Here is a 24,843-nt window from a genome sequence, read left to right as displayed (position 1 = left end):
GGAAAATTTAATTGCCAAAATTATACATTATATACACAACTGTAATGCCAAATTTATAATTTAGCAAAAAAATAAATTTATGAGCACTAAATCAATATTAAACAAGTCATCGCTTGAGTTTTTAGAAAACTATCTTAATAATGCATCACCTACCGGATATGAAAGTGGTGGACAGAAATTATGGATGGACTATTTAAAACCTTATGTGGATACTTTTATAACGGACACTTATGGTTCTGCTGTTGGAATTATAAATCCGGATGCACCTTATAAGGTAGTGATCGAAGGGCATGCTGACGAAATTTCATGGTATGTAAACTATATCACTGATGATGGATTAATCTATGTGATTAGAAACGGTGGTTCAGATCACCAAATTGCACCTTCAAAACGTGTCAATATTCATACTAAGGCAGGAATTGTAAAAGGTGTTTTTGGTTGGCCGGCTATTCATACTCGCAATAGAGGAAAGGAAGAAGTAGCAAAAGTTGACAATCTATTCATTGACATTGGTTGCGAAACAAAAGAACAGGTTGATAAAATGGGTGTTCATGTAGGTTGTGTAATTACATATCCTGATGAATTCATGATTTTGAACGATAACAAATTTGTTTGTCGCGCGATTGACAACCGTATGGGCGGGTTCATGATTGCCGAAGTAGCTCGTTTATTGCACGAAAACAAAATAAAACTTCCTTTTGGATTGTATATCACGAATTCGGTTCAGGAAGAAGTAGGTCTTCGCGGTGCCGAAATGATTACCAAAACCATCAAACCAAACGTAGCTATTGTTACTGATGTTTGTCATGACTCCACTACTCCAATGATCGAAAAGAAAATTGAAGGTGACACAAAAATTGGTAAAGGTCCTGTAGTAACGTATGCGCCTGCTGTTCAAAATAATTTGAGAGAATTAATTTTAGAAACTGCTATGGCAAAAGAAATTCCGTTCCAAAGATTGGCTTCGTCACGTGTTACGGGTACAGATACTGATGCTTTTGCTTACAGTAATGGTGGCGTGGCTTCGGCTTTGATATCCTTGCCGTTGCGTTATATGCATACCACGGTTGAAATGGTACATCGTGATGACGTTGAAAACGTGATTAAATTAATTTACGAAACCTTATTGAAATTAGAAAACGAAGAAACATTCTCTTATTTCAAATAGCTTTTGGAGCTAATCCCGCTATCCGTTATAATCTTTTCCTTTAAAAAAAAGGAAAAGGATTTCCACTTTTATCGGGGCTAAAAACCGCAGTTCAAATTATGAATTGCGGTTTTTTTATTAACTTTACTCAAACAATCCTTAAAAATGCAATCAACCGCCACCACAGTTTCCGCTTATTTAGAAGAGATCCCCGAAGAAAGAAAAGATGCTCTTAAAAAACTTAGAGAAACTATTCTAAAAAATATTCCAAAAGGATTTGTTGAACAAATGACATACGGCATGATTGGTTATGTTGTTCCACATTCTATTTACCCAAATGGCTATCATTGCACTCCTGAATTACCGTTACCATTTATGAGTTTTGCTTCCCAGAAAAACTTCATCGCGGTATATCATATGGGTATTTATGCTAATCCTGAATTACTGAATTGGTTTGTCACCGAATATCCAAAACACAGCACACAAAAATTAGACATGGGAAAAAGTTGCATCCGATTTAAGAAGGTAAATCAAATTCCATTTGAATTAATTGCTGAGCTCGCACAAAAAATGTCTGTTCAAGAATGGATTACTTGTTACGAATCTCAAATTATAAAATCAAAATAACCATTAATTTAAAATTAAAAATCATGAACATCATCAAAAAAATTCTTTTAGGATTATTTGGAATCATTGTTTTGGCATTATTAATTGCTTTATTTCTGCCAAAAGAATATGCAGTAGAAAGAGAAATTACAATCAACAAGCCCAAGGACAGTGTTTTCAACTATATAAAATATTTAAAAAATCAAGATAATTTTAGCGTTTGGTCTTCAAAAGATCCTGCAATGAAGAAAACATTCACAGGAACTGACGGAACCGTTGGTGCTATTACGGGTTGGGATAGCAAAGATAAAAATGTAGGTGTTGGCGAACAGGAAATCAAGAAAATTGTTGAAGGCAAACGCATCGATTTTGAACTGCGTTTCAAAGTTCCGTTTGAATCCACCGATAATGCCTACATGATAACCGAAGCAGTTTCGACAAATCAAACCAAAGTAAAATGGGGTTTTGATGGAAAAATGCCTTATCCAATGAATTTAATGTTGCCGATAATGAATATGGAAGAAATGCTTGGAAAAGATTTGCAAGATGGATTGAATAACCTAAAAGCAGTTTTAGAAGAATAACCGTATTTTCAATAAAAACAAAAACCGTTTCGTTTTTAAAACGAGACGGTTTTTTTATTTGCAAAAAGTATATTATCTATTGGCTAGATATTCCAATACATTTTTCTCGATTCTTTCATCTATATTGGTGATATCTGCTTTTACAAATTTCTCTCCTAAGATATTTTCGTATAATTCGATGTATCTTTCAGAAACAGTTTCAATGTATTCGTCAGTCATATTTGGAATTTGTTGTCCTTCCAATCCTTGAAAACCATTTTCGATTAACCAACGACGAACAAACTCTTTTGACAATTGCTTTTGTTCTTCACCATTATTTTGTCTTTCTTGGTATCCTTCAGCATAAAAATAACGAGAAGAATCCGGTGTGTGAATTTCGTCAATCAAGACAATTACACCTTCTTTGGTTTTACCGAATTCATATTTGGTGTCAACCAAAATCAAACCACGACTGGCAGCAATTTCAGTTCCTCTTTGAAACAAATCTCTTGTGAATTTTTCTAAAACAACATAATCTTCTTCAGAAACAATTCCTTTCGATAAAATATCCTCACGAGAAATATCAGCATCGTGCTCTCCATTATCCGCTTTGGTAGTCGGCGTAATGATAGGTTCAGGAAATTTATCGTTTTCTTTCAAATAGTCAGGCATTGTCACTCCACAAATTTCTCTTTTGCCAAGCGCATATTCACGTGCGGCATGACCTGAAACATAACCACGGATTACCATTTCTACTTTAAAAGGCTCACATAAATGACCAACAGCTACATTTGGATCAGGAGTTGCAATCAACCAGTTTGGAACAATATCCTCCGTCAATTCCATGAATTTAGTAGCAATTTGGTTTAGAATTTGACCTTTATATGGAATTCCTTTTGGTAAAACTACATCAAAAGCCGAAAGCCTGTCTGTAGCAACCATAACCAAAAGTTCATCATTGATATTATAAACTTCTCTTACTTTACCGCGGTAAACCGATTTCTGGTTTGGAAAATTAAAATTTGTAGTTGTGATTGTATTGCTCATTATAATTGTTGTGTGTGTGTTTATTTTTTGTTCCTGCAAATTTAAAACTATTTCATAGAGTTTCGCAAAGAACAGAACTCTTAAATTTCATTTTTATCTCTAAAGTTATTTTTTAAGCAACGTATCGTTGAATAAATTTAAGATTCGGCTGTATTCATCAACCCAAGAATAGGTTTCTTTAAAACCATGCGCTTCCACAGGAAAACTGGATAAACTCCATTTTTTCTTCCCTAATTCGATAAAACGCTGAGACAAACGAACAATATCTTTGTACTCTACATTGTCATCTACCATTCCGTGAAGCATCAATAAATCTCCTTGTAAATTATCTGCAAAATAGATTGGTGAACTTTTTTTGTAGGCATCCGGATCTGTTTCCGGAAAATTAAGAATGTTTCCAGTATACCCATGATTGTAATGTGCCCAATCAGTTACAGAACGTAAAGCAGCACCGGAAGCAAACTCTTTAGGAGTAGTCAGCATTCCCATCAACGTGATGAAACCACCATAAGAACCTCCATAAATACCAACTCTTGACGCGTCAATTCCATGATTTTCGACTAGATATTTCTTTCCGTCTATGTGATCTGTTAAATCTTTTCCGCCCATAAAACGGTAAATTCCTGTTCTAAAATCACGCCCGTATCCATCACTTCCTCTATAATCAATATCCAAAACAGTATAACCCAAATCAACCAATAAATTATGAAACATGTATTCTCTGTGGTATGTACTCCAATAATTATGCGCGTTTTGCAAATAACCTGCTCCATGAACAAACAAGATTGCAGCTTTATTTGCATTGGCAGTTTGTGGCTTGTATAATCTGGCATTTACAGGAGTTCCATCCTGCGCTTTGAAAGTAATTACTTCCGGTTCACGCCAAGAATATCCTTTGAAACTTTCCGATGTTGAATACGTTATCTGATTTAAATTTGTATTCTTTTTATTATGCGCTACATACAATTCCCAAGGTTTATTTTTAAACGAATAACGCACCAATAATGTGCTTTCATCTGGAGACAAACTCACTTCATGAGCGCCATCTTTAGTTAAAATAGGTTGTAAAACGGCATTAGAAACTTCCAATTTATAGAAATTTCTGTTTCCCGGATGCGTAGTCGTTGTGGTCAAATAAAAAGACTTTTTATCTTTTGACAAACTCACGTTACGCACTTCCCAATTTCCTTTGGTCAGCTGTGTTTTCTTTTTTGACTTTAAATTGTAAGTGTACAAATGAGAATAACCGGTTTCTTCAGATTGGAAGTAAACAGTTTCATTGTCGCCCAAAAATCCTAGCGTTCCTCTTCCGTATGAATTTGAAGGGATTCCGGGTCCGCCAATCCAAGCTTCATCATGTTGATAATCTAATTCCTGGAAAGTTCCATTTTCTAAATTTAAACTGACAATCCATCGGTCTTTATTATCCTGACTTCTGATTTCGGCAATGGCATAAGAACCATTTTCATTGTAAACAGGTTCCTGAACCACAATTAGTTTGTTCTTTTTTTCTGCAGTTTTTGATTTTTCATACAACTCAAAATATTTAGGAACATCCTGAATATGACTTAATGATGAAAAATTTACGAAATAAACAGAATCTTTGGCGATGTTATACACTCCGAATTTGGTTGCTAACAAATTATCTACTGAAACTTTCTCTTTAGTATCTTCAATTTGATTGTACCCATCGGCAGTAATGAAAAGTTCCATTTTTTCATTCTTACGTTCTGAATCTTCTATTAATCTGAAAGTCGCAAAATTACCTTTTGGATCTACTTTTAAGTTTCCAAAAGTGTTTTTTCCATAATAATACGGTTTTGGAAAATCAGATTTTGTAGTTTTCGATTTTGCTAAATTCCATTTTTTCAACGCTTCTTGATCTCTGACAAATTGGAATAATTCCTCTTGTTGACTTTTCAAAAAAGATTCTTTTTCAACAGCTGTATCTTCTCCTTTGCCTCTTCTGAAATTAGTGATTTGAATAATAGAACCTTCATTCGTATTAAACTGAAAAAGATTTTCATTTTGTCTGAAATACAATATTCCTGCAACAGCGCCCATTTGTAAATTAGCAATTGGACTGCTTTGTTGGTAAAGTTTTTTTGAGGTTTTGCTTTTTAAGGAATACGAAAATAATCTTCCTTTATCGATATAATAATACAAATCTGGATTGGTTGTCTTTTTCAAATCTAATTTTGAAAAAGCAGCTTCATTTGGCGATGCTAATTCGGGTTTTGATAATCCATTTTTCCAAAAATAAGTACTTGTACCCAATTCATTATTTGGATTCCAATCAAAATAAACTTTTTGACCATCTAAAGACCATCTTTCACTTTCTGGTTGCGCACCAATAAAAGCATTGCCTTTCATGATTTCTTCCAGTTTTAGCGCTTGGCTTTGGAATGTTATGGAAAACAAAATACAGATAACAAGGATTATTTTTTTATTCATTTTACTGTTTTTATTAAAAAAAGGGATTCTAAAATCATTTTAAAAAAGTACTTATTTAAAGACTTTTAACTATTTAATATTTGCTCTGCTATATATTTTGCAACTCCTTCATTATCATTAGTTGAAATCACTTCTAAATGAGAAAGTTTATCTTTCAAACTATCCGGTGCATTCCCCATAACTAAACCTTTACCCGAAGATTTAAGCATATTTTCATCATTATATCCATCACCGAAAGATATAGCTTCCTGAAAAACAAGATTTTCTTTTTCTAAAATTTTTGCAATCGCAACACTTTTGTCTACTGATTTGTCCATAAATTCCAAACAAAGCGGAAGACTAAAAGCATGACTAAAAAGCCCTGTGTGATTTTCTAGAATTTGATCTCTTAATTCAATTAATTTCGAATGTTTTTCGTGTGTGAAAAATACTTTTATAGCGCTCAAATCTTCTAAACTATCAAAATCTACCAGTTCAGGATGATAATTTACTTCTGGTTGAAATTTATTTAGTTTTTCATTATTTTTATTCGTTTGCCAAACATTTTCTCTGAATAATACTGTTGTAATTTCAGGGTCAATATCTAAAGACAAGACCGATTTAACAGCATCACTTTCCATATTAAAAGAAAAAAGAAGTTCTTTCTCAGGAGAATGGATGCGTGCTCCATTTGAGGTAACTAAATAAAGTGGAACATTCAATCCTGCAACTATAGGCATAGCATCCAAGTGATGGCGGCCAGTTGCTACAATTATTAAATAATTTTGATTGTGGAGTTCTTGAAAAACAGTTTTGGTATATTGGGAAATTTTGTGATCTGAATTGAGTAAAGTTCCATCTAAATCACTAATTACTACTTTAATTTTTTCTTTTAAAATCATTTCTTTTCGACTGACATTTTATTAATTCCAAATTTATTGCATTTTGAAGAGATACAAAAGGAATCGATTGATTTTTATTTTAATCCGTAAAGAAAATCCATTTTTACTTTAAAATAGTGAAGCGAAAAGCAAATCATTTTTCTATTGAAAATGAACTCGCTTTCCGCTTCATAAAACTTTGTATCTAAGTGACTTATTTTTTATTAATCGTTATTCTCAATCATCTTGTAAGCATCAATCACTTTTTTCACTAATCGGTGACGTACAATGTCTTTGTCATCCAGATAAATGATTCCAATTCCATCAATATCTTTCAAAACCAATAAAGCTTCTTTGAGTCCAGAAATGGTTCTTCGTGGCAAATCAACTTGTCCAGGATCTCCGGTAATCATAAATTTAGCGCTTTTACCCATACGTGTTAAGAACATTTTCATTTGTGAATGCGTAGTGTTTTGTGCTTCATCCAAAATTACAAAAGCATTATCTAACGTTCTACCACGCATGAATGCCAATGGCGCTATTTGAATAATTCCCTTTAAAATATAATCTTCCAGTTTTTCGTTAGGTAACATATCGCGCAAAGCATCATACAAAGGTTGCATGTAAGGGTCTAATTTTTCTTTCATATCGCCAGGTAAAAAACCAAGGTTCTCCCCTGCTTCAACCGCTGGACGTGTCAGTATAATACGTTTAACTTGTTTTTCTTTTAATGCTTTCACAGCCATAGCAACACCGGTGTACGTTTTTCCGGTTCCGGCAGGTCCTACAGCAAAAACCATATCATTCTTTTCCATGGTATCCACCAACAATTGTTGATTGGGTGTCATAGGTTTGATGATTTTTCCTCCTACTCCGTGTACTAAAATTTTATCATGTCCCAAGGCTCTTCTCTCGTCTTGACCGTCACTTAGAATAACACGTTCAATAACATTGTCATCAATAGTGTTGTAACGTGTAAAGTGAAGCATTAACCGCTGAAAACGTTTTTCGAACTCGTCTAAAACCTCTTTTTCTCCAAAAGCTTTTAAAGTTGTTCCCCGAGCGACAATCTTTAATTTTGGGTAGTATTTTTTAATTGTTTCAAGATGAGTGTCTTGAGCGCCCCAAAAGTCTTTTGGAGCGATGTCTATGAGCTCGATTATTCTTTCGTTCAAATGAGGTAGTTTTAAATTAGAATTAATTTTTTTATAAATCAATTGGCTGTCGGGTATATTTCTTGTTTTTAAATAGAAATTGTTTTTTGTTTTTCGTTTTTTGAGTTTACTATTATTAGCTTTGCACTTCTCAAATTTAATAAAATTAGGTTTACATAACACCAAATAGTTATAAACAAATTTATGTCAATAATTACCCTAACTACCGATTACGGCTTGAAAGATCACTTTGTAGGTGCGTTGAAAGGGAAAATTTTGTCTGAGTATTCCGAAGCATTAATTATTGATATTTCACATGATATTGATCCATTCAACACGGTAGAAGCAAGTTACATTATTGGAGCATCCTACGCGAGCTTTCCAAAAGGCACGGTTCATCTTGTAGGAGTGGATATGGAATCGAATAAAGAGAATCAGCATATTGTGATGCAATGGAACAATCATTATTTTATTGCCGCCGATAATGGGATTTTAAGTATGCTTTCGCAAAAAATTGTTCCGCAAAAAATGGTCGCAATTAATATTCATGATCGTTTGCCAAGCGAAGCTACTGATCTGGACGTATTTGTAAAAGTAGCCTGCCATTTAGCCAAAGGCGGTTTAATGAATGTCATTGGTAAAGAAATAAATACGATTAAGCAAGTTACAAATCTGCAAGCCACAATTTCGGATGATGGGAATTCATTAAAAGGTCATGTGATTTACATTGACCATTTTGGGAATGTAATTACCAATATTTCTAAAAAATATTTTATCGAAGTTGCCAAAGGAAGACCGTATGAAATTGTTTTGAAAACCAAAAATATCAAAACAATTTTGCCCAACTATTCCGCAATTGCAAGTTCAGATAAATATCCTATCAAGTCCTACGAAGGCGAAAAATTAGCCATTTTCAACGAAGCCGGTTTTCTTGAAATTGCAATTTTCAGAAGCAATCCTTCTAAAGTAGGTTCGGCAAATAGTTTATTGGGATTGAGTTATAGAGATATTATAATTATAAAATTTGTTTAAAGTTTAAGGTTTAAAGTTGAGCAACTTTAAACGTATTGAACTTTAAACTTTAAACAAAAAAACAATGTTTGTACGAATAGTAAAATTGAGTTTTCACAAGGAACATATCCCTGCTTTTTTAGAAAACTTTGAGTTAATGAAAGATAAAATACGAAATGCGCCCGGAAATCGTTTCTTAGAATTGTATCAGGATAAAAACAATAAAAGTATTTTCTTTACCTACAGTTATTGGGAAACCGAAACTGACTTAGAAAATTATAGAAATTCCGAACTTTTTTACGATGTTTGGACATTCACCAAGAAATTATTCAACGACAAACCAGAAGCGTGGAGCGTAGATAAAGTGGTCAGTTTGCAGTGATCAGTGTTCAGTTAGCAGTTTCAAATCAACGAATACACAAATAAACGAATAAACATAAAGAATGAAATCAATAGTTTTACGAGAGATAAAATCCTTTTTCGGTTCGCCTATAGGTTATTTAGTTATTGCCATTTTTCTAATTATTAACGGATTGTTTCTTTGGGTTTTCGAAGGAGATTATAATATTCTGAATACCGGTTTTTCTGATTTGACTCCATTTTTCACTTTGGCACCATGGATTTTGATATTCTTGATTCCTGCAGTAACAATGCGTAGTTTTTCGGATGAAAAAAAACAAGGAACATTAGAATTATTATTGACTAAACCATTAAGTATTTGGCAAATCGTAAACGGAAAATTTCTTGGCGCTTTGCTTTTGATTGTAATGGCAATTATCCCAACATTCATTTATGTAGCCGTTATTTCTAATTTAGGAATACCGGAAGGCAATCTCGATATGGGAAGCACAATTGGTTCTTATTTTGGATTATTATTCCTGATTGCTGCGTATTCAGCTATTGGAATTTTCACATCAACATTATCTGATAACCAGATTGTAGCTTTTATTGTTGCCGTTTTTTTATGTTTCTTCTTTTATTTTGGATTTGAAGGTTTAGCTTCTGTTGTTCCAAATGTATCTTCCATAATTGCCTCATTAGGAATGCAAGATCATTTCAAAAGTATGAGCCGAGGCGTATTAGACACAAGAGATATTCTTTATTTTACAAGCATAACCGTTGTCTTTCTTTCATTTACTGTTTATAATCTAAAATCTTTCAAATCGTAATGACTACTTCTAAGAAAAATAACCTGAAATCAGTATTGATAATCCTTGCAATTGTAGTGCTTGCGAATGTAATAGGAAGTTCCTTTTTTCATCGTTTTGATTTAACAAAAGATAAAAGATACACGCTTTCCCCTACTTCATTGAACATCATCAAGCAAGTTCAAAATCCGTTGTCTATAAAAGTGTATATGCAAGGTGATTTACCAGCTGAATTCAAACGTTTACAACTAGAAACGAAGCAATTATTGGAAGAATTCCAAGCGTACAACAAAAATATTGTTTTTGAATTCGTAGATCCTTTGGAGAACGAAGACGCCAGCATGGACAATATTAAAGATTTGTATCGAAAAGGGCTTACGCCAATAAACATAACCGTTGACGATAAAGGAAAACAATCTCAAGCAATGGTTTTTCCTTGGGCAATTGCCGTTTATGATAATAAGGAAGTTAATATTCCATTGTTGAAAAACATTATGGGAGCAACAACTACTCAAAAAGTGATTGGATCTGTTCAGCATTTGGAATACTCAATTGCTGAGGCTTTGAATAAAGTTACTAAAGCAAAGCAAAAGAAAATCGCTGTTATCAAAGGAAATGGAGAATTGCAAGATATTTTGATGGCTAAATTTCTTTTACAAGTGCGCGAAAGCTACCATATTGGCCCATTTACATTAGATTCGGTTGCCAAAAGTCCAATAGAAAGTCTGGAAGCTTTAGAAAAATATGACTTGGCTGTTATTGCAAAACCTACCGAAACATTTACTGATGCGGAGAAGCAGGTTTTAGACCAATTTATCATCAACGGCGGAAAAACATTGTGGTTGATTGACCAAGTTACGGCAGAAATGGATAGTTTGTATGATTCATCCGGAGCCACTCTAGCCTATCCAAAAGATTTGAATTTGAATGATATGTTCTTTAAATACGGAATCCGAATCAATCCTGATTTAGTAAAAGATGAACAAGGAAGTCCAATAAAACTGGCTACTGGAGAACAAGGAAGTGCAACTCAATTTCAGGAATTCAACTGGAAATTTGCACCTCAGGTGTATCCAAACAGTTTGCATCCGATTGTGAAAAACTTAGGTGGAATCAAATTTGATTTTGCGAATCCAATTGACACCTTAAAAAACGGAATTAAGAAAACCATTTTGTTGCAATCGTCACAGTATTCAAAAAAAATAGGAACTCCAACAGAAGTCAATTTGAATATCGTTACCGAAGAAACTTCGCCTGCTGATTACCTGAACAAAGGAAAGATTCCATTATCGGTTTTATTGGAAGGCTCATTCCATTCCATGTTTGAAAATAGAGTGTTGCCATTTGAACAAAAAACATTTCAAGCCACAGGAAAAGAGAACAAAATGATTGTGATATCAGATGGGGATTTGATAAAAAACCAATTGGATAAAAACTTTCAACCGATAGAATTGGGCTACGACCAAAGGTCTGGAAATTTGTATGATAATAAAGATTTCCTCATAAATTGCGTGAATTATCTATTGGATGATACTGGACTTATTAACATTCGAAGCAAAGATCTTGATTTACCTTTATTGGATAAAGAAAAAGTTTATGAAAACTATACCCGAACACAAATCCTAACTATCGGGCTTCCAATTCTTATTTTAGGTCTTTTTGGTGTCGTATTTACTTTCCTTCGAAAAAGAAAATACAGCAAATAGATGTTAATAAAAAAGTTTCCAAACTAGAATAGTTTACGATATATTTGTAAAATGTATCGTATTTCTGAATTAAAGAAATACCTTAAAAAATAAAACAAAACAGATGAAATTTATAGTATCGAGTTCGTACTTATTGAAACAATTACAAGTTTTAGGTAACGTTATCAACAGCAGTAATACTTTGCCTATTTTAGATAACTTTTTATTTGATTTAGACCATAATGTGCTAACGGTTTCTGCTTCTGATTTAGAGACAACCATGTCTGCTACTTTAGGAATTGATTCAGAAAGTAAAGGAAGCGTTGCTGTCCCTGCAAAATTGCTTTTGGAAATCCTTAAAACATTCCCGGAACAGCCTTTAACTTTCACGGTTGAAGAAAACAGTACGATAGAAATCAGTTCTAATTCTGGAAAATATGCTTTAGCTTATGCCCCTGGAGACGAATTTCCAAAATCGGTAAACTTAGACGATCCATCTGTAACACTTGTTCCTGCTGATGTTTTGGCAACAGCCATAAGCAAAACTATTTTTGCTGCCGGAAATGATGATTTACGCCCGGTAATGTCTGGTGTATTCTTCCAGTTTTCGCCACAAGGATTGACTTTTGTAGCTACTGATGCACACAAATTAGTGAAATATGCGCGTACTGATGTAACCGCTTCTCAAGTGGCTGATTTTATTATGCCAAAGAAACCTTTGAACATCTTAAAAAATATTCTTGGAACTTCAGATGCTGAAGTAAAAATTGAATATAACGATTCGAATGCTACTTTTTCTTTTGATAATTATGTTTTAATGTGCCGTTTAATTGATGGAAAATATCCAAATTACGAAGCGGTTATTCCAAAAGAGAATCCAAATAAATTAATGATTGACCGTTCTCAATTTTTGAGTTCTGTACGTCGTGTGGCTATCTTTTCGAACAAAACTACACACCAGATTCGTTTGAAAATCGCTGGTGCTGAATTGAATGTTTCTGCTGAAGATATTGACTATTCTAACAAAGCCGAAGAAAGATTGACTTGTGATTATCAAGGGGATGATATGCAAATAGGGTATAATTCTCGTTTCTTGACTGAAATGTTGACTAACTTACAATCGGATATGATTATGCTTGAAATGTCATTGCCAAACAGAGCCGGAATTCTTACTCCTGTTGATGGATTAGAAGAAGGTGAAACTGTTACCATGCTTGTAATGCCAGTAATGCTGAACAGTTAACATTATATTTTGAAATTGTTATATTTTGATTTTTAAAATTGAAATATAATACTTACCATTGCATAACAAATACGCTATTAACCAAACCATTTTTATATTTAAAAAACCGTCTCGATTTATCAGGACGGTTTTCTGCTTTTATTACTTTTGTATTTTTGTCATTCCGACGAAGGATGAATCTCATATCGTATTTACATCTTCGATGATTAGCTATGATTGCTCGTATTAGTGGGTTTGCTTCGTTCCTCGCAAAGACAAACTGAACACTGTATACTAACTAAATCACTCCCATTTTTTTCATCAGGAATGTAGCGCTTCTGTTTTTACAAATTCCGTCTCGAAGTTTGTAATCAAAATGGAGTTCATTATTGATAATTTCTACTTCAAAACATTTGTTGGTTAGTATATTTGGATATTCATTTGTAGTCAGGCAAACTTCAATATCGTGTGTAGCAATGGCTCCAACTGCTTTTTTACCAATCACTTTTTTAACTACTTCGATTGTTCCATTTCGTTTATCATCTGAATTGGTTCCGCGTAATATCTCATCTAGCAAAACAAAAGCGGGTCTGTCTTCCAGTTCATCCATAATTTGCTTTAAGCGTTTTATTTCTGCAAAGAAATACGATTCACTATCAGACAACGAATCCGATAATCGCATGGAAACTAAAACTGGTAACGGATGCACATTTGCTTGGCTGGCACAAACCGGTGAACCCATTCCTGACAATACCATATTGATTCCCAAACTTCTCAAAAATGTACTTTTTCCTGACATATTAGAACCCGTTAAAATCATAAATGATTGCGGTTGAAAACACACATCATTCCCAATTCTGGTTTTTTCATTTAGTAATGGATGACTTAAATCTGTAAAATCAATTTCAAAATTCGTGTTCAATGTTGGATATACAAACTCCGGATTATTATAAGAAAGATTGGCCAAACTGTTCAACATTTCGAATTCACCGATAACTTCTAACCAATCTTCCAACGCCGCCCTATGGTCGTTTTTCCATTGAATTAAAGATTTTAAAACATGCAGATTAAAAAGAAAAGTTCCATTGAATACAACAGCGGTTACTAAATTCGAGATACTGTCCATTCTCGAAAATAAATCGGCTAATTGTTTGAAATGAACGCTGGCATTTTCTTTTTTAAAGGTTAGTTTTTGTTGCAAATCGATTAGTTTTTCCGACTGAAAAGACTCTTCTTCAATCTTCTGAAGCAACAAACTATATTGATGAATGGTTTTATCAATATTAGTAGAATTGGCAATTTCGATTTGAATTCGCTTTATAAATCGACCCAAAACGATTAAATTAAATACAAACAAATACGATAAAACAGAAGCAAAAATGATATTAGAAGTCACTAAATAGACAATCAAAACCCCAAGAAAAAGAAGTGGTGAAAAGTAAGATATAAAAACACTGATTTTGGATAAAGGCGAACTATTGAATACACTCCACTTGAGCAAAGTCTCATAATTCGATTGACTATCATTACTTATTTTGGCGAAAGCCAAAAATTCCTGACGCCAATCTAATTTTTCAGATAATTCTTTTACTGCTTGATGATTTCTAACAATTTCGTCATTTGGTAAAAGCGTTAAAAGTTGGTTTGCCAATGTTTTTTTACCAATATAAGTAGCAGTTCTATTCAAGTTTTGGAACAAAGAATGTTCTCCGAAAATATCTAAATCATACGCATACGGATGGTGAAAATCATTGAATTCTTGTCCGTTTTCGAAAGGGATTTTATTTCTTTCCAGATAGGAAATTTCATTCTGATTGATTTCCAATAGCGCTTTATTGACTTGCTTTCGGAAAAGTAATTTGGTGTGAATGCGCATCAAGAATACAAATAATCCAAAAAGAAGCACTGACAAAACAATGAAAATAATTTCGCTGTTTTTGATGTAATAATACATGGATACCAAAAAAAATACAATAGCCAGCAATCGTAATATGCTTATACTATTGTACTTTTTATTAATTCCATTTAATACTGCTGAAAACGCTTCTTTTTTGACTTTGTATATTTCCATAATTCATTTGAATGAATGACAAATATAGCAAATTAGATCTCGGGTGAAAACCAATTTAATACACTAATCAACATGAATCGCTAAAATTGGAACATCAAAATTTGTCGCTATTTTTTTTGTCAGACTAGGTTTGAAAATCGCTTCAAAAAAACCTCTTTTATAGGTGAGCATCGTCAAGATATCAATCTCTTTATACATGATAAAGTCCAAAATTGTTTCTTTGACTTCATCACTCGTTATCACAAAAAACTCTACAGGTTCATTAATAAATTCTTCTTCCCATTTAGCCACAGTATCTTTTGAAACATCAGAATCACTGGTTTTTACATAAAGACATTTCACTTTGGCTTTTGTTTTTTTAGCAATATCCAAAACCATTTTTAGTGCTTTTTTATCTTTGGTTCTAAAACGGGTTGTAAATCCGATGATTTCTATTTTTTTGAATTTTGCTTCAGCTGGTACACATAACATTGGGACATCAATTCCTGAGATTACAGCTCCCGCATTTGTGCCTACAAAAAAAGCATCCCATCCGGTAGCTCCAGAAGTACCCATTATTACAAAATCTATTTTGTCTTCTTTAATCGATCTTTTGATGTTAAAAAGTAAATCTCCATCCATAAGCCTGTGTGCCATTTTAATTTTATCCAAATGACGTTCTTCGGCTATGGCACGCAATTTTGGGATTTCGTCCTTAAACATATCAAATTGGGACAACTCTAAAGAATCATAAATGACAGCATAATTTTCAGGAAAAAACTGATTGTCATATATTGGCAATTCAAATGTGTGCAATAAAACGAGTTCTCCCTGAACTATTTTTGCAAATTCTAAAGCATGGACAAAAGCATTTGTGGCGACTTCAGAAAAATCTGTTGGAAATAGAATTTTTTTCATTTTATTAAGTATTAAAATAGTTCATTTACTAAAATAAATTACTGAATTATTTTTTTCGATTCTTTAAATAATATCAAAATTAAATTCACTCGTGAATCGCCAGAATAGGCACATTGACATGAAATGCTAATTTTTTTGAAAGACTGATTTCAAATAATTTTTGAAAGAAATTTTTATGGTACACATGCATTGCAATCATATTAATTTTATGTAAATCCATGAAATTTAATATTATACCTTCAACATCATCGCCTGAAATGGAATGCAAAGCAATATTGTGGTTTTTAATTAAGTCATTCCAATCCTTCATGTAGTCATTCTTACCATTATGATGTGACGATTCTACACGCAAACAATCAATATGGGCCTGAAATACTTTCGCCAAAGCCATAACCCGTATAAAGGATTCTATATCTTCAGGTTTATATTCTGTAATGAAAAGTAAATTTTTTATGGGTTGGTATTTACAACGCTCAGGAATAGCCAAAACAACTGCTTTTACGTCATTCATCACTTTTGTGGCGACAGTCCCTAAAAAAGTCTCTTTTAAACCCGTCGCGCCTTTAGTACCCATGACTATAAAATCTATATTTTCATGCTTCGTAATTTTTTCGATTTCATGAATTAAATTCCCTAAAATTAAAACATGGCTAATTTTTACTTTACCCAAATTATTTTCTTCGGCAATATGCCTTAAAATGGGAACTTCATCTTTGTAGTTTTCAAAATTACTCAACTCTGTAACATCATAAATTTCATGTAAGTATTCTGAAACATTCACATAGTTCGCCTGTGGTAATTGATAAACGTGCATAGTAATAATTTCAGCATCTATAGAATCTGCCAATTTTAATGCGTAAATAAATGCATTTTTAGATACTTCTGAAAAGTCTGTTGGAAATAGAATTTTTTTCATAATATTTACTAATTTACTGCAAATCAATAATCTATATAAATTTACGAAAGAAAAAATAAAATAATATGATAATTATCAGTTTGGCTAATTTTTAACAAAAAATAAAGTTAATGGTTTAATAAGCAGGTCTTGTTGCGTTGTCAATTTTACTTACTTTTGCATAAAATTGAATAAAAATATGATACCTCAAGATTCCATAGTAGCACTGGCAACTCCTTCGGGAGCCGGAGCAATAGCCGTAATTCGAATTTCCGGCGAAGATGCCATTACTATTGGTGATTCTGTTTTTCGATCCATTAAAAACAAAAATTTACTAACACAAAAAACACATACGTTGCACTTGGGTCATATTGTGGACAATAACAAAACTTTGGATGAAGTCTTGGTGTCTATTTTTAAAGGCCCGAATTCTTATACCGGGGAAAACACGATTGAAATTTCCTGCCACGGTTCAACCTATATTCAACAACAAATTATTCAGTTATTGCTCCGAAAAGGTTGTCGCATGGCAGATGCGGGTGAGTTTACGCTACGCGCATTTTTAAACGGAAAACTTGATTTATCACAAGCAGAAGCGGTTGCCGATTTAATCTCATCAGACAATGAAGCCTCGCACCAGATTGCGATGCAGCAAATGCGTGGTGGTTTTTCCAATGAAATAGCGAAACTGAGAGAAGAACTATTGAATTTTGCGTCACTAATCGAACTCGAATTAGACTTTGCTGAAGAAGATGTAGAATTTGCCGACAGAACACAATTTCATGAATTATTAAACAGAATTGAATTTGTTCTAAAACGATTAATCGATTCGTTTGCGGTGGGGAATGTCATCAAAAATGGAATTCCAGTAGCTATTGTTGGCGAACCTAATGTAGGGAAATCTACTCTTTTGAATGCTTTATTAAATGAGGAACGCGCCATCGTTTCGGAAATTGCAGGAACAACACGTGATACTATTGAAGATGAATTAGTGATTGGCGGAATCGGATTTAGATTCATCGATACGGCTGGGATTCGGGAAACTCAAGATGTGGTGGAAAGCATTGGAATCAAAAAAACGTTCGAAAAAATAGAACAAGCGCAAGTAGTCGTTTTTCTGTTTGATAGTTCGGAGTTTAAAGTTTCAGGTTTAAAGTTGAAAGTAGAATTGGAGAAAATTAAAAATCAATTTCCATTGAAACCGCTTGTAATTATTGGTAATAAAGCCGACAAACTAGAAGACAGTGAAATCCAAAATATAAAATCTGAAATTCCCGAAATCTTACTTATTTCTGCAAAAGAAAAACTGGGCGTTGAGGATTTAAAAAATCAATTGTTATCATTTGTCAATACTGGAGCATTACGTAATAATGAAACAATTGTAACTAATACAAGACATTACGATTCATTACTGAAAGCTTTAGATGAAATACAAAAAGTAAAATATGGACTGGAAACCAACTTGTCCAGTGACCTGATGGCTCTAGATATTAAAGAGTCCTTATATCATTTTGGGATGATAACCGGGCAAGTAACCAATGATGAATTGCTTGGTAATATTTTTGCTAATTTCTGCATCGGAAAGTAGCAAAACAAAACATCACAAAATAAAACAAAGAATCCCAGTTAAAATGTCATAAAACGGCATTTTAACTGGGATTCTTCTTTCTGTTTATTTAGCTTTATTTGCAGATAGTTTGTTCCTTTTTGTACCATTATTGTACCACGAAAATAATTTTCCTCATCGGAATTTTTTTTGGCGAAATGATGACACACAGAGAGACACATAGACACAATGGGACACAAAATTAGTCACATTATGAGTTCTAACATTGAGGTTAACAGAATTTGTGAGCACTGCAAAAAACAGTTCACAGCCAGAACAACGCGCACACGGTATTGTTCGCACATTTGCAACAGCCGTGGTTATAAATCACTGGTACGCAAAGAAAAAGTAGAAAAAAGCAATAACGAGATCGTTCAGCTTTTAAACACAGATTTGGAAAAAATAAAGCCACTTGAGTTTTTAAAAATTACTCAGGCAACCCTTCTTTTTGGAATCAGCCGAAGTACGCTTTACAGGTTAGTTAACAATGGACAGCTGGACATTGCAAAGTTTGGCAAACGAACTGTTATCCGGAGATGCGATCTTGAAGCTTTTTTTGCAATTCCTGTACAGGATGTAACCTTGAAAACTGGACAGCAATTCCCTGGTTTTGACAATTGCTATACTATAACGGAAATTCAACAGAAGTATAATATTTCTTCAGGAGCACTCTATCTATTGATTCAACGGCAGGGTATAGTAAAATATTCCGTTGGAAAATTCACCTGTGTAGCCAAACAGGATATTGATATAATTTTTAATGCTGTGGGAAGATGAAAAATATAAATGTTACGCTAAGAAAAAGGAAACTGCCAAGTGGTAAGATTACACTATATCTTGATTTTTTCCCTCCGGTATACAATCCTAAGACGCATAAACTTTACCGTAGGGAGTATTTAAGTTTATACCTCGTTCCTAAACCAAAAAATAATGTTGAAAAAACCATGAATTCTGAGAATCTATATAAAGCTGAAATTATTTGTGCAAATAGGTTTAATGAAGTAAATAAGCCGCAGATCTACAATACTTTTGAGCTGGAGCAACTTCGTCTTAAAGAGATTGGCGAAAAATCATTTCTGCAGTATCTCAAGCTTGTTGCAGAGCATAAAACGGGCAATAACGGTGATATCTGGACTTATGCCATTATCCACTTTGAAAATTTTCTTAAGAATGAGGATATACTAGTACAGGATATCGATGTGACTGTTATAGAAGATTTTAGGGAGTATCTCTTAAAGGCAAAATGTATTAGGAAAAAAGGTAAGTTTTTAGCTCAGAATACAGCTTTAACTTATTTCAATAAGATCAAAGCTACTCTTCGAAAAGCATACAAAAAAGGATTATTACAGACCGATGTCAATGCTGCAATTGAAAGCATAAAGGAACAAGAGTCCCAAAGGAATTTTCTAACCATGGAAGAAGCTGTAAGGTTATTTAAAACCCCTTGTAAAAAAGAAATTGTCAAACGTATCAGTCTTTTTTCTCTGCTCACAGGCATGCGCTATTCCGATATATCAAAACTTACATGGGAAGAAGTACAATACAGCAAACAAGAAGGGTATTATATAAGATTTAAACAGCAGAAAACGGATAAGCCAGTTACTCTACCTATTTCTGAGGAAGCGCTTGAATTCTTAGGTGAACAAAGAATGGAGCATGGGAAAATCTTTTTAAATTTAAAAAAATGGGACGTGGATCGTTTACTGCCTATTTGGGTTAAAGACGCATCAATTGAAAAACACATTACATTTCACTGCTTTCGACATACGTATGCAACATTGCAGATGGCAGCAGGTACTGACATTTTTACGGTATCGAAAATGTTGGGGCACAAAAATATAAAGACCACTCAGATCTATACGAAAATCATCGACGAGAGAAAAAGGGAAACAACTAATAAAATTTCATTTAAGTAAAGTTTTTAATACTGGAAAATAGCAAAACAAAATATCGTAAAACAACAACTAACAAACAAGTTAATACATTAATAAACAATATTTTAACTTGTTTTTTAGTTTTTTTTCACCTTGGATAATACAATACGCCTGCGGAGAATTTGTTCGTGAATTAAGCAATCATAAATCAGTTACCTGAAGCATGTCGAGAAAAGGAAACTACTGGGATAATACAGTTGCAGAGAATTTCTTCAAGACTTTAAAAGTAGAACTTATCTACCAGAATCGTTTTAAAACAAGCACGAAGCTGAATCTTCAGTTTCTGAATATATTGAAAAATTTTACGACACTAACAGAAGGCACAGGCATTTGGACAACCTGAATATTTTTGAATATCTAAAATTGCTGAGTGAAAATTAAAAATGAATGGGTAAAAACAAACAAAGAATTTCACCCAAGATAAAACGAGAGTAAAATATAGACGAATTCACTCTCATTTGATTGAGCATTTCAATTGTACTTTGCTGCGCAATACGTGGTAAAATGCAAATAGTAAAGAGAAGATTCAGATGATAATAAACCAATAATTCTTAAAAATAGCAATTAAAACAAATAGTCATAAAAGATCGAACAGCCCTAACTTTAAAAGATAAAAAAACACAAAATGTTTGTTATTATGAACATAAACATTATTTTTGTTCATAATAATGAACATTTCAAACAATGAGCAGAAAGAAACAAACCGTTTTTCCTAAGCACCAAATAACATTAGAGCAGATGGGAGAAAACATAAAACTAGCCAGGAAAAGAAGAAAGCTAACAGCTGTTCAGGTAGCAGAAAGAGCAGATATTGTTAGGACTACTTTATATCAAATAGAAAAAGGTAATCCTAGCGTTGCTATTGGTGCTTATTTTAATGTGCTAAGAGTATTAGGACTTCAGGATGATTTTTTAAAACTCGCTGCAGATGATGAACTGGGAAGAAAACTCCAGGATCTTGAACTCTTAAAATAATAGTGTCATAACGAGTACAGTCAATTAAACTCTAACCATCAAAAACCAAAACCATTCCTAATGTCCACCAACAAAACCGACATATACGTTTACGCACATTGGAAAGAAATGTCTGAACCAAAAATCATTGGTATACTATCGGCACAACAAGCCAAAAGTAAAAAAACATTCTGCTTTAAATACGATAACGAGTGGCTTAAATCAGAACAAAAATTTATACTCGACCCGGACATTCAATTATACGGTGGTCCACAATACCCAAACCAGAAAGAAAACTTTGGCATATTTCTAGACAGTATGCCCGACACTTGGGGACGTACACTAATGAAACGAAGAGAGGCTCAGTTAGCAAGAGAAAATAATGAAAAACCTAAAACGCTGTACGATATTGATTTTCTTTTAGGAGTATACGATGAAAGCCGTATGGGAGCATTGCGTTTTAAAACAAACCCCGAGGGAGATTTTCTGGACAACAATAAAACAGCTTCTACTCCACCATGGTCATCCATTCGTGAATTGCAAAACGCAGCGGCTAATTTTGAAAATGACGATGATAATGATGAAGTAAAAAAATGGTTATCCGTTTTAATGGTACCCGGTTCCTCATTAGGTGGAGCAAGACCAAAAGCCAATGTCTTGGATGCCGATAAAAGTCTTTGGATTGCCAAATTTCCATCTAAAACAGATACAACAGATAAAGCAGCTTGGGAATTTCTAGCCTATCAACTGGCAATAAATGCCGGAATAGAAATGGCGCCATGCCGAATAGAAAAAATAATGGGTAACTACCATACCTTTTTTACAAAACGTTTTGACCGGGAAAACGGAGAAAGAATTCACTTTGCTTCTGCAATGACCATGACAGCGAATAATGAAGATACAATTCGTGACAATCACGCGAGTTATCTGGACATTGCTGAATTTATAAGCAATTATGGCACAAACATAGAAGCAAATCTACACCAGCTATGGCGCAGAATAATCTTCAATATTGCCATTTCCAACACAGATGACCATTTAAGAAATCACGGATTCATACTAACCAATGAAGGCTGGATACTATCCCCGGCCTACGACCTGAATCCCTCTATCGACAAAGACGGTTTAGCCTTAAACATAGACACCGATAACAATGATCTTGATTTTGAATTGGCAAAAAATGTCGGAGAATATTTTCGTCTCAACAAACAACAAATGGAAACCATTATACAGGAAGTGCTGATGGTAACAAGCAACTGGAGAACAATAGCTAAAGAGATAGGAATCCCCAGAAGCGAACGAGAATTGATGGAGAAAGCATTCCACGTTTAGATATTTAACAAGAGTAATTATGATTCAAGACAACATCAAAGAAATCCAAAAACATAATTAAGCCATTTAAGTCTAAATGGAAGAATCATTAAGATGATAAGGTGCAAATTCCAGTGATATTGAGCACCCAATTCCAATTTAAAGTGAGCACCTGATTCCAATTCAAAATGACCACCTAATTCCGGAGCAAAATGACCACCTCCATTTTTCATTAAAAACTACTTTTTTTTTCATCTGTTAATTAGTATTCAAATATACTTAAAATATTATCCCTTGTTTATGATTTTTTTCTTTCTCATAGATTCTCCGTGCAGTTCGATTCGGTAAGATTGATGTATCAGCCTATCCAAAATTACATCAGCTATGGTTTTTTCTCCAATGATGTCATACCAACCTTGCACTGGGATTTGTGATGTTACAATTATAGAACCATTATTATGCCTGTCTTCAATGATTTCTAAAAGAGTAATTCGGTTATGACTATCTAATGCTTGGAGTCCAAAATTGTCCAAAATAATAACATCTTGCCTTTCAATTTTGGCCAATTCTCGCAGATAAGAACCATCTGCTTTGTCCATTTTAATTTAGCAAACAGCTTCGAGGTATTAAAATAACTCACTTTAAAACCTTGTATACAGGCTTGATAACCTAATGCTGTGCCTAAATAACTCTTACCTACACCGGTAGTCCCCGTGATTAAAATGTTTTCATTTTTCTCTACAAATTCGCATTCTGCCAGACGCAGTACGATGTTTCGGTCAAGATTACGGGTTTGGTCAAAATTGATATTCTCAATATTTGATTTGTAATGGAATCGGGCATTGGTGATACTGCGCGCAATACGACGATTGTGCCTTTCATCCCATGGTAGGTGCTATGACTGATGTTTCTGAAAAAAAGCATCACGAAGTAGAATTGTTGGCTATTAATCAAAAACTAAGTATTCAATCAAAAGAATTGCAGCGTTCTAATGAGGAACTTGAACAATTTGCCTTTATTGCTTCCCACGATCTACAGGAACCTTTGCGAATGATTTCAAGTTTTATGGATCAATTGAAACGGAAATATTCTGATCGTTTAGATGAAAAGGGGCTACAATACATTCATTTTGCAACAGACGGAGCCAAAAGGATGAAGCAAATTATTTTGGATTTATTACTTTATTCAAGAGCAAACAAACAAACCGATCAAAATGAATTAATCAACTTAAATGAAATAGTTTCTGAATATAATCAACTCAGAAGAAAATTCATTGCTGAGAAAAAGGCTGCTATAATTTTTGATGGATTGCCATCTATTGAAACCCATCGGGCTCCATTAACACAAATTTTTCATTGTTTACTTGTCAATGCTTTAAAATATGTGGAAAAAAATAAACAACCACGTATTGAAATTAGTGACATAGAAAAAGAAAATGTTTGGCAGTTTGCCATAAAAGACAATGGTATTGGAATTGACCCACAATTTTACGATAAAATATTTATCATTTTTCAACGATTACAAAACAAAAAAGAAAACGATGGCAATGGTATAGGACTAGCAATTGCAAAGCGAAGCATTGAATTTCTGGGAGGTGAAATTTGGGTTGAATCCGAAAAAGATAAAGGCTCTACTTTTTACTTTACAATATTAAAAATTAAACAACTTAAATAATTATGAGCAGCAAGAATTTAAAATTAGCACATATCCTTCTTGTAGAAGACAACGAAGGAGATATACTTCTTACACTTGATGCTTTTGAGGAGAGCAAATTTGAAACAAAAGTTAGTGTGGCAAGAAATGGCCAAGAAGCTTTGGATTTTTTAAACAAAAAAGGGGAGTTTGCAGATGCTAAAAGACCGGATATAATTTTGTTAGACATAAATATTCCCATTTTTAATGGGCTTGAAGTTTTACAGGAGATTAAGCAAGATGAGATCCTAAAAAAAATTCCTGTTATTATGCTCACTACTTCCTCTAACCAAACAGATATTGATAAGGCATACAAAAACTATTGTAATAGCTACATAAAAAAACCTTTAGAAATGGAAGAATTTATGAAAGCAATACTACAAATTGAAGAGTTTTGGTTACAGTTAAGTATATTAACTAAATAAAATGGGCAACGAACAAAATTCAGGAAAATGCTTATCTGTGATTGTCTTAGAAGATAATGATGGAGATTTTGTGCTAATAGAAGATTACCTGATTGAAGCGTACAAAACTGTGAAAATAATCAGATGTAAGACATTTGATAATTTCATTCAATTTAAAAAAA

The 24,843-nt window shown here is 33.5% G+C and carries 24 protein-coding genes and 1 pseudogene; 16 read left to right on the top strand and 9 right to left on the bottom strand.

Annotated features, from left to right (window positions below; translation table 11 throughout):
* Positions 1–79: 79 nt before the first annotated feature.
* The 3 genes from Q1W72_RS16505 to Q1W72_RS16495 all read left to right on the top strand — a co-directional run bounded on the left by Q1W72_RS16505 (position 80) and on the right by Q1W72_RS16495 (position 2,337).
* Positions 80–1,168, top strand: a complete 1,089-nt coding sequence (locus tag Q1W72_RS16505; RefSeq protein ID WP_099715419.1) for a M42 family metallopeptidase — start codon at positions 80–82, stop codon at positions 1,166–1,168.
* A 144-nt stretch (positions 1,169–1,312) separates the two neighbouring features.
* Positions 1,313–1,774, top strand: coding sequence for a DUF1801 domain-containing protein (locus tag Q1W72_RS16500; RefSeq protein WP_302136531.1), 462 nt, complete (start codon positions 1,313–1,315; stop codon positions 1,772–1,774).
* Positions 1,775–1,797: 23 nt separating this feature from the next.
* Positions 1,798–2,337 carry an SRPBCC family protein gene (locus Q1W72_RS16495; RefSeq protein WP_302136529.1) on the top strand — a complete coding sequence of 180 codons (540 nt, stop codon included), beginning with the start codon at positions 1,798–1,800 and terminating at the stop codon, positions 2,335–2,337.
* Between the two features lie 72 nt (positions 2,338–2,409).
* Here Q1W72_RS16495 and Q1W72_RS16490 read toward each other — a convergent pair whose 3' ends face one another.
* The 4 genes from Q1W72_RS16490 to Q1W72_RS16475 form a co-directional block, all read right to left on the bottom strand.
* A complete protein-coding gene (locus Q1W72_RS16490) occupies positions 2,410–3,363 on the bottom strand; it encodes a phosphoribosylaminoimidazolesuccinocarboxamide synthase (protein ID WP_121342117.1) in 954 nt (317 codons plus the stop codon).
* A gap of 105 nt (positions 3,364–3,468) precedes the next feature.
* A complete protein-coding gene (locus tag Q1W72_RS16485) occupies positions 3,469–5,817 on the bottom strand; it encodes a prolyl oligopeptidase family serine peptidase (RefSeq protein WP_302136528.1) in 2,349 nt (782 codons plus the stop codon).
* Positions 5,818–5,882: 65 nt separating this feature from the next.
* Entirely contained in the window at positions 5,883–6,698 is an 816-nt protein-coding gene (locus Q1W72_RS16480; RefSeq protein ID WP_121342119.1) for a Cof-type HAD-IIB family hydrolase, read from the bottom strand.
* A gap of 203 nt (positions 6,699–6,901) precedes the next feature.
* Complete coding sequence (locus Q1W72_RS16475) at positions 6,902–7,852, bottom strand: PhoH family protein (RefSeq protein WP_099716327.1); 951 nt, start codon at positions 7,850–7,852, stop codon at positions 6,902–6,904.
* Between the two features lie 183 nt (positions 7,853–8,035).
* On the opposite strand from Q1W72_RS16475, the gene Q1W72_RS16470 reads away from it, so the two are divergent.
* The 5 genes from Q1W72_RS16470 to dnaN all read left to right on the top strand — a co-directional run bounded on the left by Q1W72_RS16470 (position 8,036) and on the right by dnaN (position 12,918).
* Complete coding sequence (locus Q1W72_RS16470) at positions 8,036–8,863, top strand: S-adenosyl-l-methionine hydroxide adenosyltransferase family protein (RefSeq protein WP_099715413.1); 828 nt, start codon at positions 8,036–8,038, stop codon at positions 8,861–8,863.
* A 64-nt stretch (positions 8,864–8,927) separates the two neighbouring features.
* The gene (locus Q1W72_RS16465; RefSeq protein ID WP_302136525.1) at positions 8,928–9,224 is read left to right on the top strand and encodes a putative quinol monooxygenase; all 297 of its coding nucleotides are present in this window, start codon (positions 8,928–8,930) and stop codon (positions 9,222–9,224) included.
* Between the two features lie 61 nt (positions 9,225–9,285).
* Positions 9,286–10,011: a gliding motility-associated ABC transporter permease subunit GldF gene (gene gldF, locus Q1W72_RS16460; protein ID WP_302136523.1), complete on the top strand. Its 726-nt coding sequence runs from the start codon at positions 9,286–9,288 to the stop codon at positions 10,009–10,011.
* On the top strand, positions 10,011–11,696 hold the full coding sequence (gene gldG / locus Q1W72_RS16455) for a gliding motility-associated ABC transporter substrate-binding protein GldG (RefSeq protein ID WP_302136521.1): 1,686 nt from the start codon (positions 10,011–10,013) through the stop codon (positions 11,694–11,696). The genes gldF and gldG overlap by 1 nt, the downstream gene beginning before the upstream one ends.
* Before the next feature lie 103 nt (positions 11,697–11,799).
* The gene (gene dnaN / locus Q1W72_RS16450) at positions 11,800–12,918 is read left to right on the top strand and encodes a DNA polymerase III subunit beta (RefSeq protein WP_099715409.1); all 1,119 of its coding nucleotides are present in this window, start codon (positions 11,800–11,802) and stop codon (positions 12,916–12,918) included.
* Positions 12,919–13,195: 277 nt separating this feature from the next.
* On the opposite strand, the gene Q1W72_RS16445 is transcribed toward dnaN, so the two are convergent.
* The 3 genes from Q1W72_RS16445 to Q1W72_RS16435 form a co-directional block, all read right to left on the bottom strand.
* Positions 13,196–14,968 (bottom strand): DNA mismatch repair protein, encoded by a 1,773-nt coding sequence (locus Q1W72_RS16445; RefSeq protein WP_099715408.1) that lies wholly within the window; start codon positions 14,966–14,968, stop codon positions 13,196–13,198.
* Positions 14,969–15,031: 63 nt separating this feature from the next.
* On the bottom strand, positions 15,032–15,865 hold the full coding sequence (locus Q1W72_RS16440; RefSeq protein ID WP_099715407.1) for a universal stress protein: 834 nt from the start codon (positions 15,863–15,865) through the stop codon (positions 15,032–15,034).
* 85 nt (positions 15,866–15,950) lie between these two features.
* Entirely contained in the window at positions 15,951–16,781 is an 831-nt protein-coding gene (locus Q1W72_RS16435) for a universal stress protein (RefSeq protein WP_099715406.1), read from the bottom strand.
* A 178-nt stretch (positions 16,782–16,959) separates the two neighbouring features.
* On the opposite strand from Q1W72_RS16435, the gene mnmE reads away from it, so the two are divergent.
* The 6 genes from mnmE (at position 16,960) to Q1W72_RS16410 (ending at position 22,586) form a co-directional block, all read left to right on the top strand.
* On the top strand, positions 16,960–18,348 hold the full coding sequence (gene mnmE, locus Q1W72_RS16430; protein ID WP_099715405.1) for a tRNA uridine-5-carboxymethylaminomethyl(34) synthesis GTPase MnmE: 1,389 nt from the start codon (positions 16,960–16,962) through the stop codon (positions 18,346–18,348).
* 231 nt (positions 18,349–18,579) lie between these two features.
* Positions 18,580–19,143, top strand: coding sequence for a helix-turn-helix domain-containing protein (locus tag Q1W72_RS16425; protein ID WP_302136514.1), 564 nt, complete (start codon positions 18,580–18,582; stop codon positions 19,141–19,143).
* Positions 19,140–20,282: a site-specific integrase gene (locus Q1W72_RS16420; RefSeq protein ID WP_302136512.1), complete on the top strand. Its 1,143-nt coding sequence runs from the start codon at positions 19,140–19,142 to the stop codon at positions 20,280–20,282. Before Q1W72_RS16425 ends, Q1W72_RS16420 begins: the two co-directional genes overlap by 4 nt.
* Before the next feature lie 181 nt (positions 20,283–20,463).
* Positions 20,464–20,643 (top strand): IS3 family transposase, encoded by a 180-nt coding sequence (locus Q1W72_RS17060; RefSeq protein ID WP_367881672.1) that lies wholly within the window; start codon positions 20,464–20,466, stop codon positions 20,641–20,643.
* Positions 20,644–20,984: 341 nt separating this feature from the next.
* Entirely contained in the window at positions 20,985–21,275 is a 291-nt protein-coding gene (locus tag Q1W72_RS16415; protein WP_302136510.1) for a helix-turn-helix domain-containing protein, read from the top strand.
* 60 nt (positions 21,276–21,335) lie between these two features.
* Positions 21,336–22,586 carry a type II toxin-antitoxin system HipA family toxin gene (locus Q1W72_RS16410; protein WP_302136508.1) on the top strand — a complete coding sequence of 417 codons (1,251 nt, stop codon included), beginning with the start codon at positions 21,336–21,338 and terminating at the stop codon, positions 22,584–22,586.
* A gap of 35 nt (positions 22,587–22,621) precedes the next feature.
* On the opposite strand, the gene Q1W72_RS16405 is transcribed toward Q1W72_RS16410, so the two are convergent.
* Positions 22,622–22,798, bottom strand: a complete 177-nt coding sequence (locus Q1W72_RS16405; RefSeq protein ID WP_302136507.1) for a hypothetical protein — start codon at positions 22,796–22,798, stop codon at positions 22,622–22,624.
* A 54-nt stretch (positions 22,799–22,852) separates the two neighbouring features.
* Positions 22,853–23,415 (bottom strand): annotated as a pseudogene (gene istB, locus Q1W72_RS16400) (IS21-like element helper ATPase IstB).
* Between the two features lie 47 nt (positions 23,416–23,462).
* Between istB and Q1W72_RS16395 the strand changes: the two are divergent.
* Complete coding sequence (locus Q1W72_RS16395; RefSeq protein ID WP_302136505.1) at positions 23,463–24,239, top strand: ATP-binding protein; 777 nt, start codon at positions 23,463–23,465, stop codon at positions 24,237–24,239.
* Positions 24,240–24,241: 2 nt separating this feature from the next.
* Positions 24,242–24,682, top strand: a complete 441-nt coding sequence (locus Q1W72_RS16390) for a response regulator (RefSeq protein WP_302136504.1) — start codon at positions 24,242–24,244, stop codon at positions 24,680–24,682.
* Positions 24,683–24,843 lie beyond the last annotated feature (161 nt).

The sequence above is a fragment of the Flavobacterium sp. ZE23DGlu08 genome, from assembly GCF_030505335.1.
In the GTDB taxonomy this organism is placed as follows: domain Bacteria; phylum Bacteroidota; class Bacteroidia; order Flavobacteriales; family Flavobacteriaceae; genus Flavobacterium; species Flavobacterium algoritolerans.
Note: the sequence above shows the minus strand (reverse complement) of the source record. Positions and strands in the feature narration are given on the sequence as shown.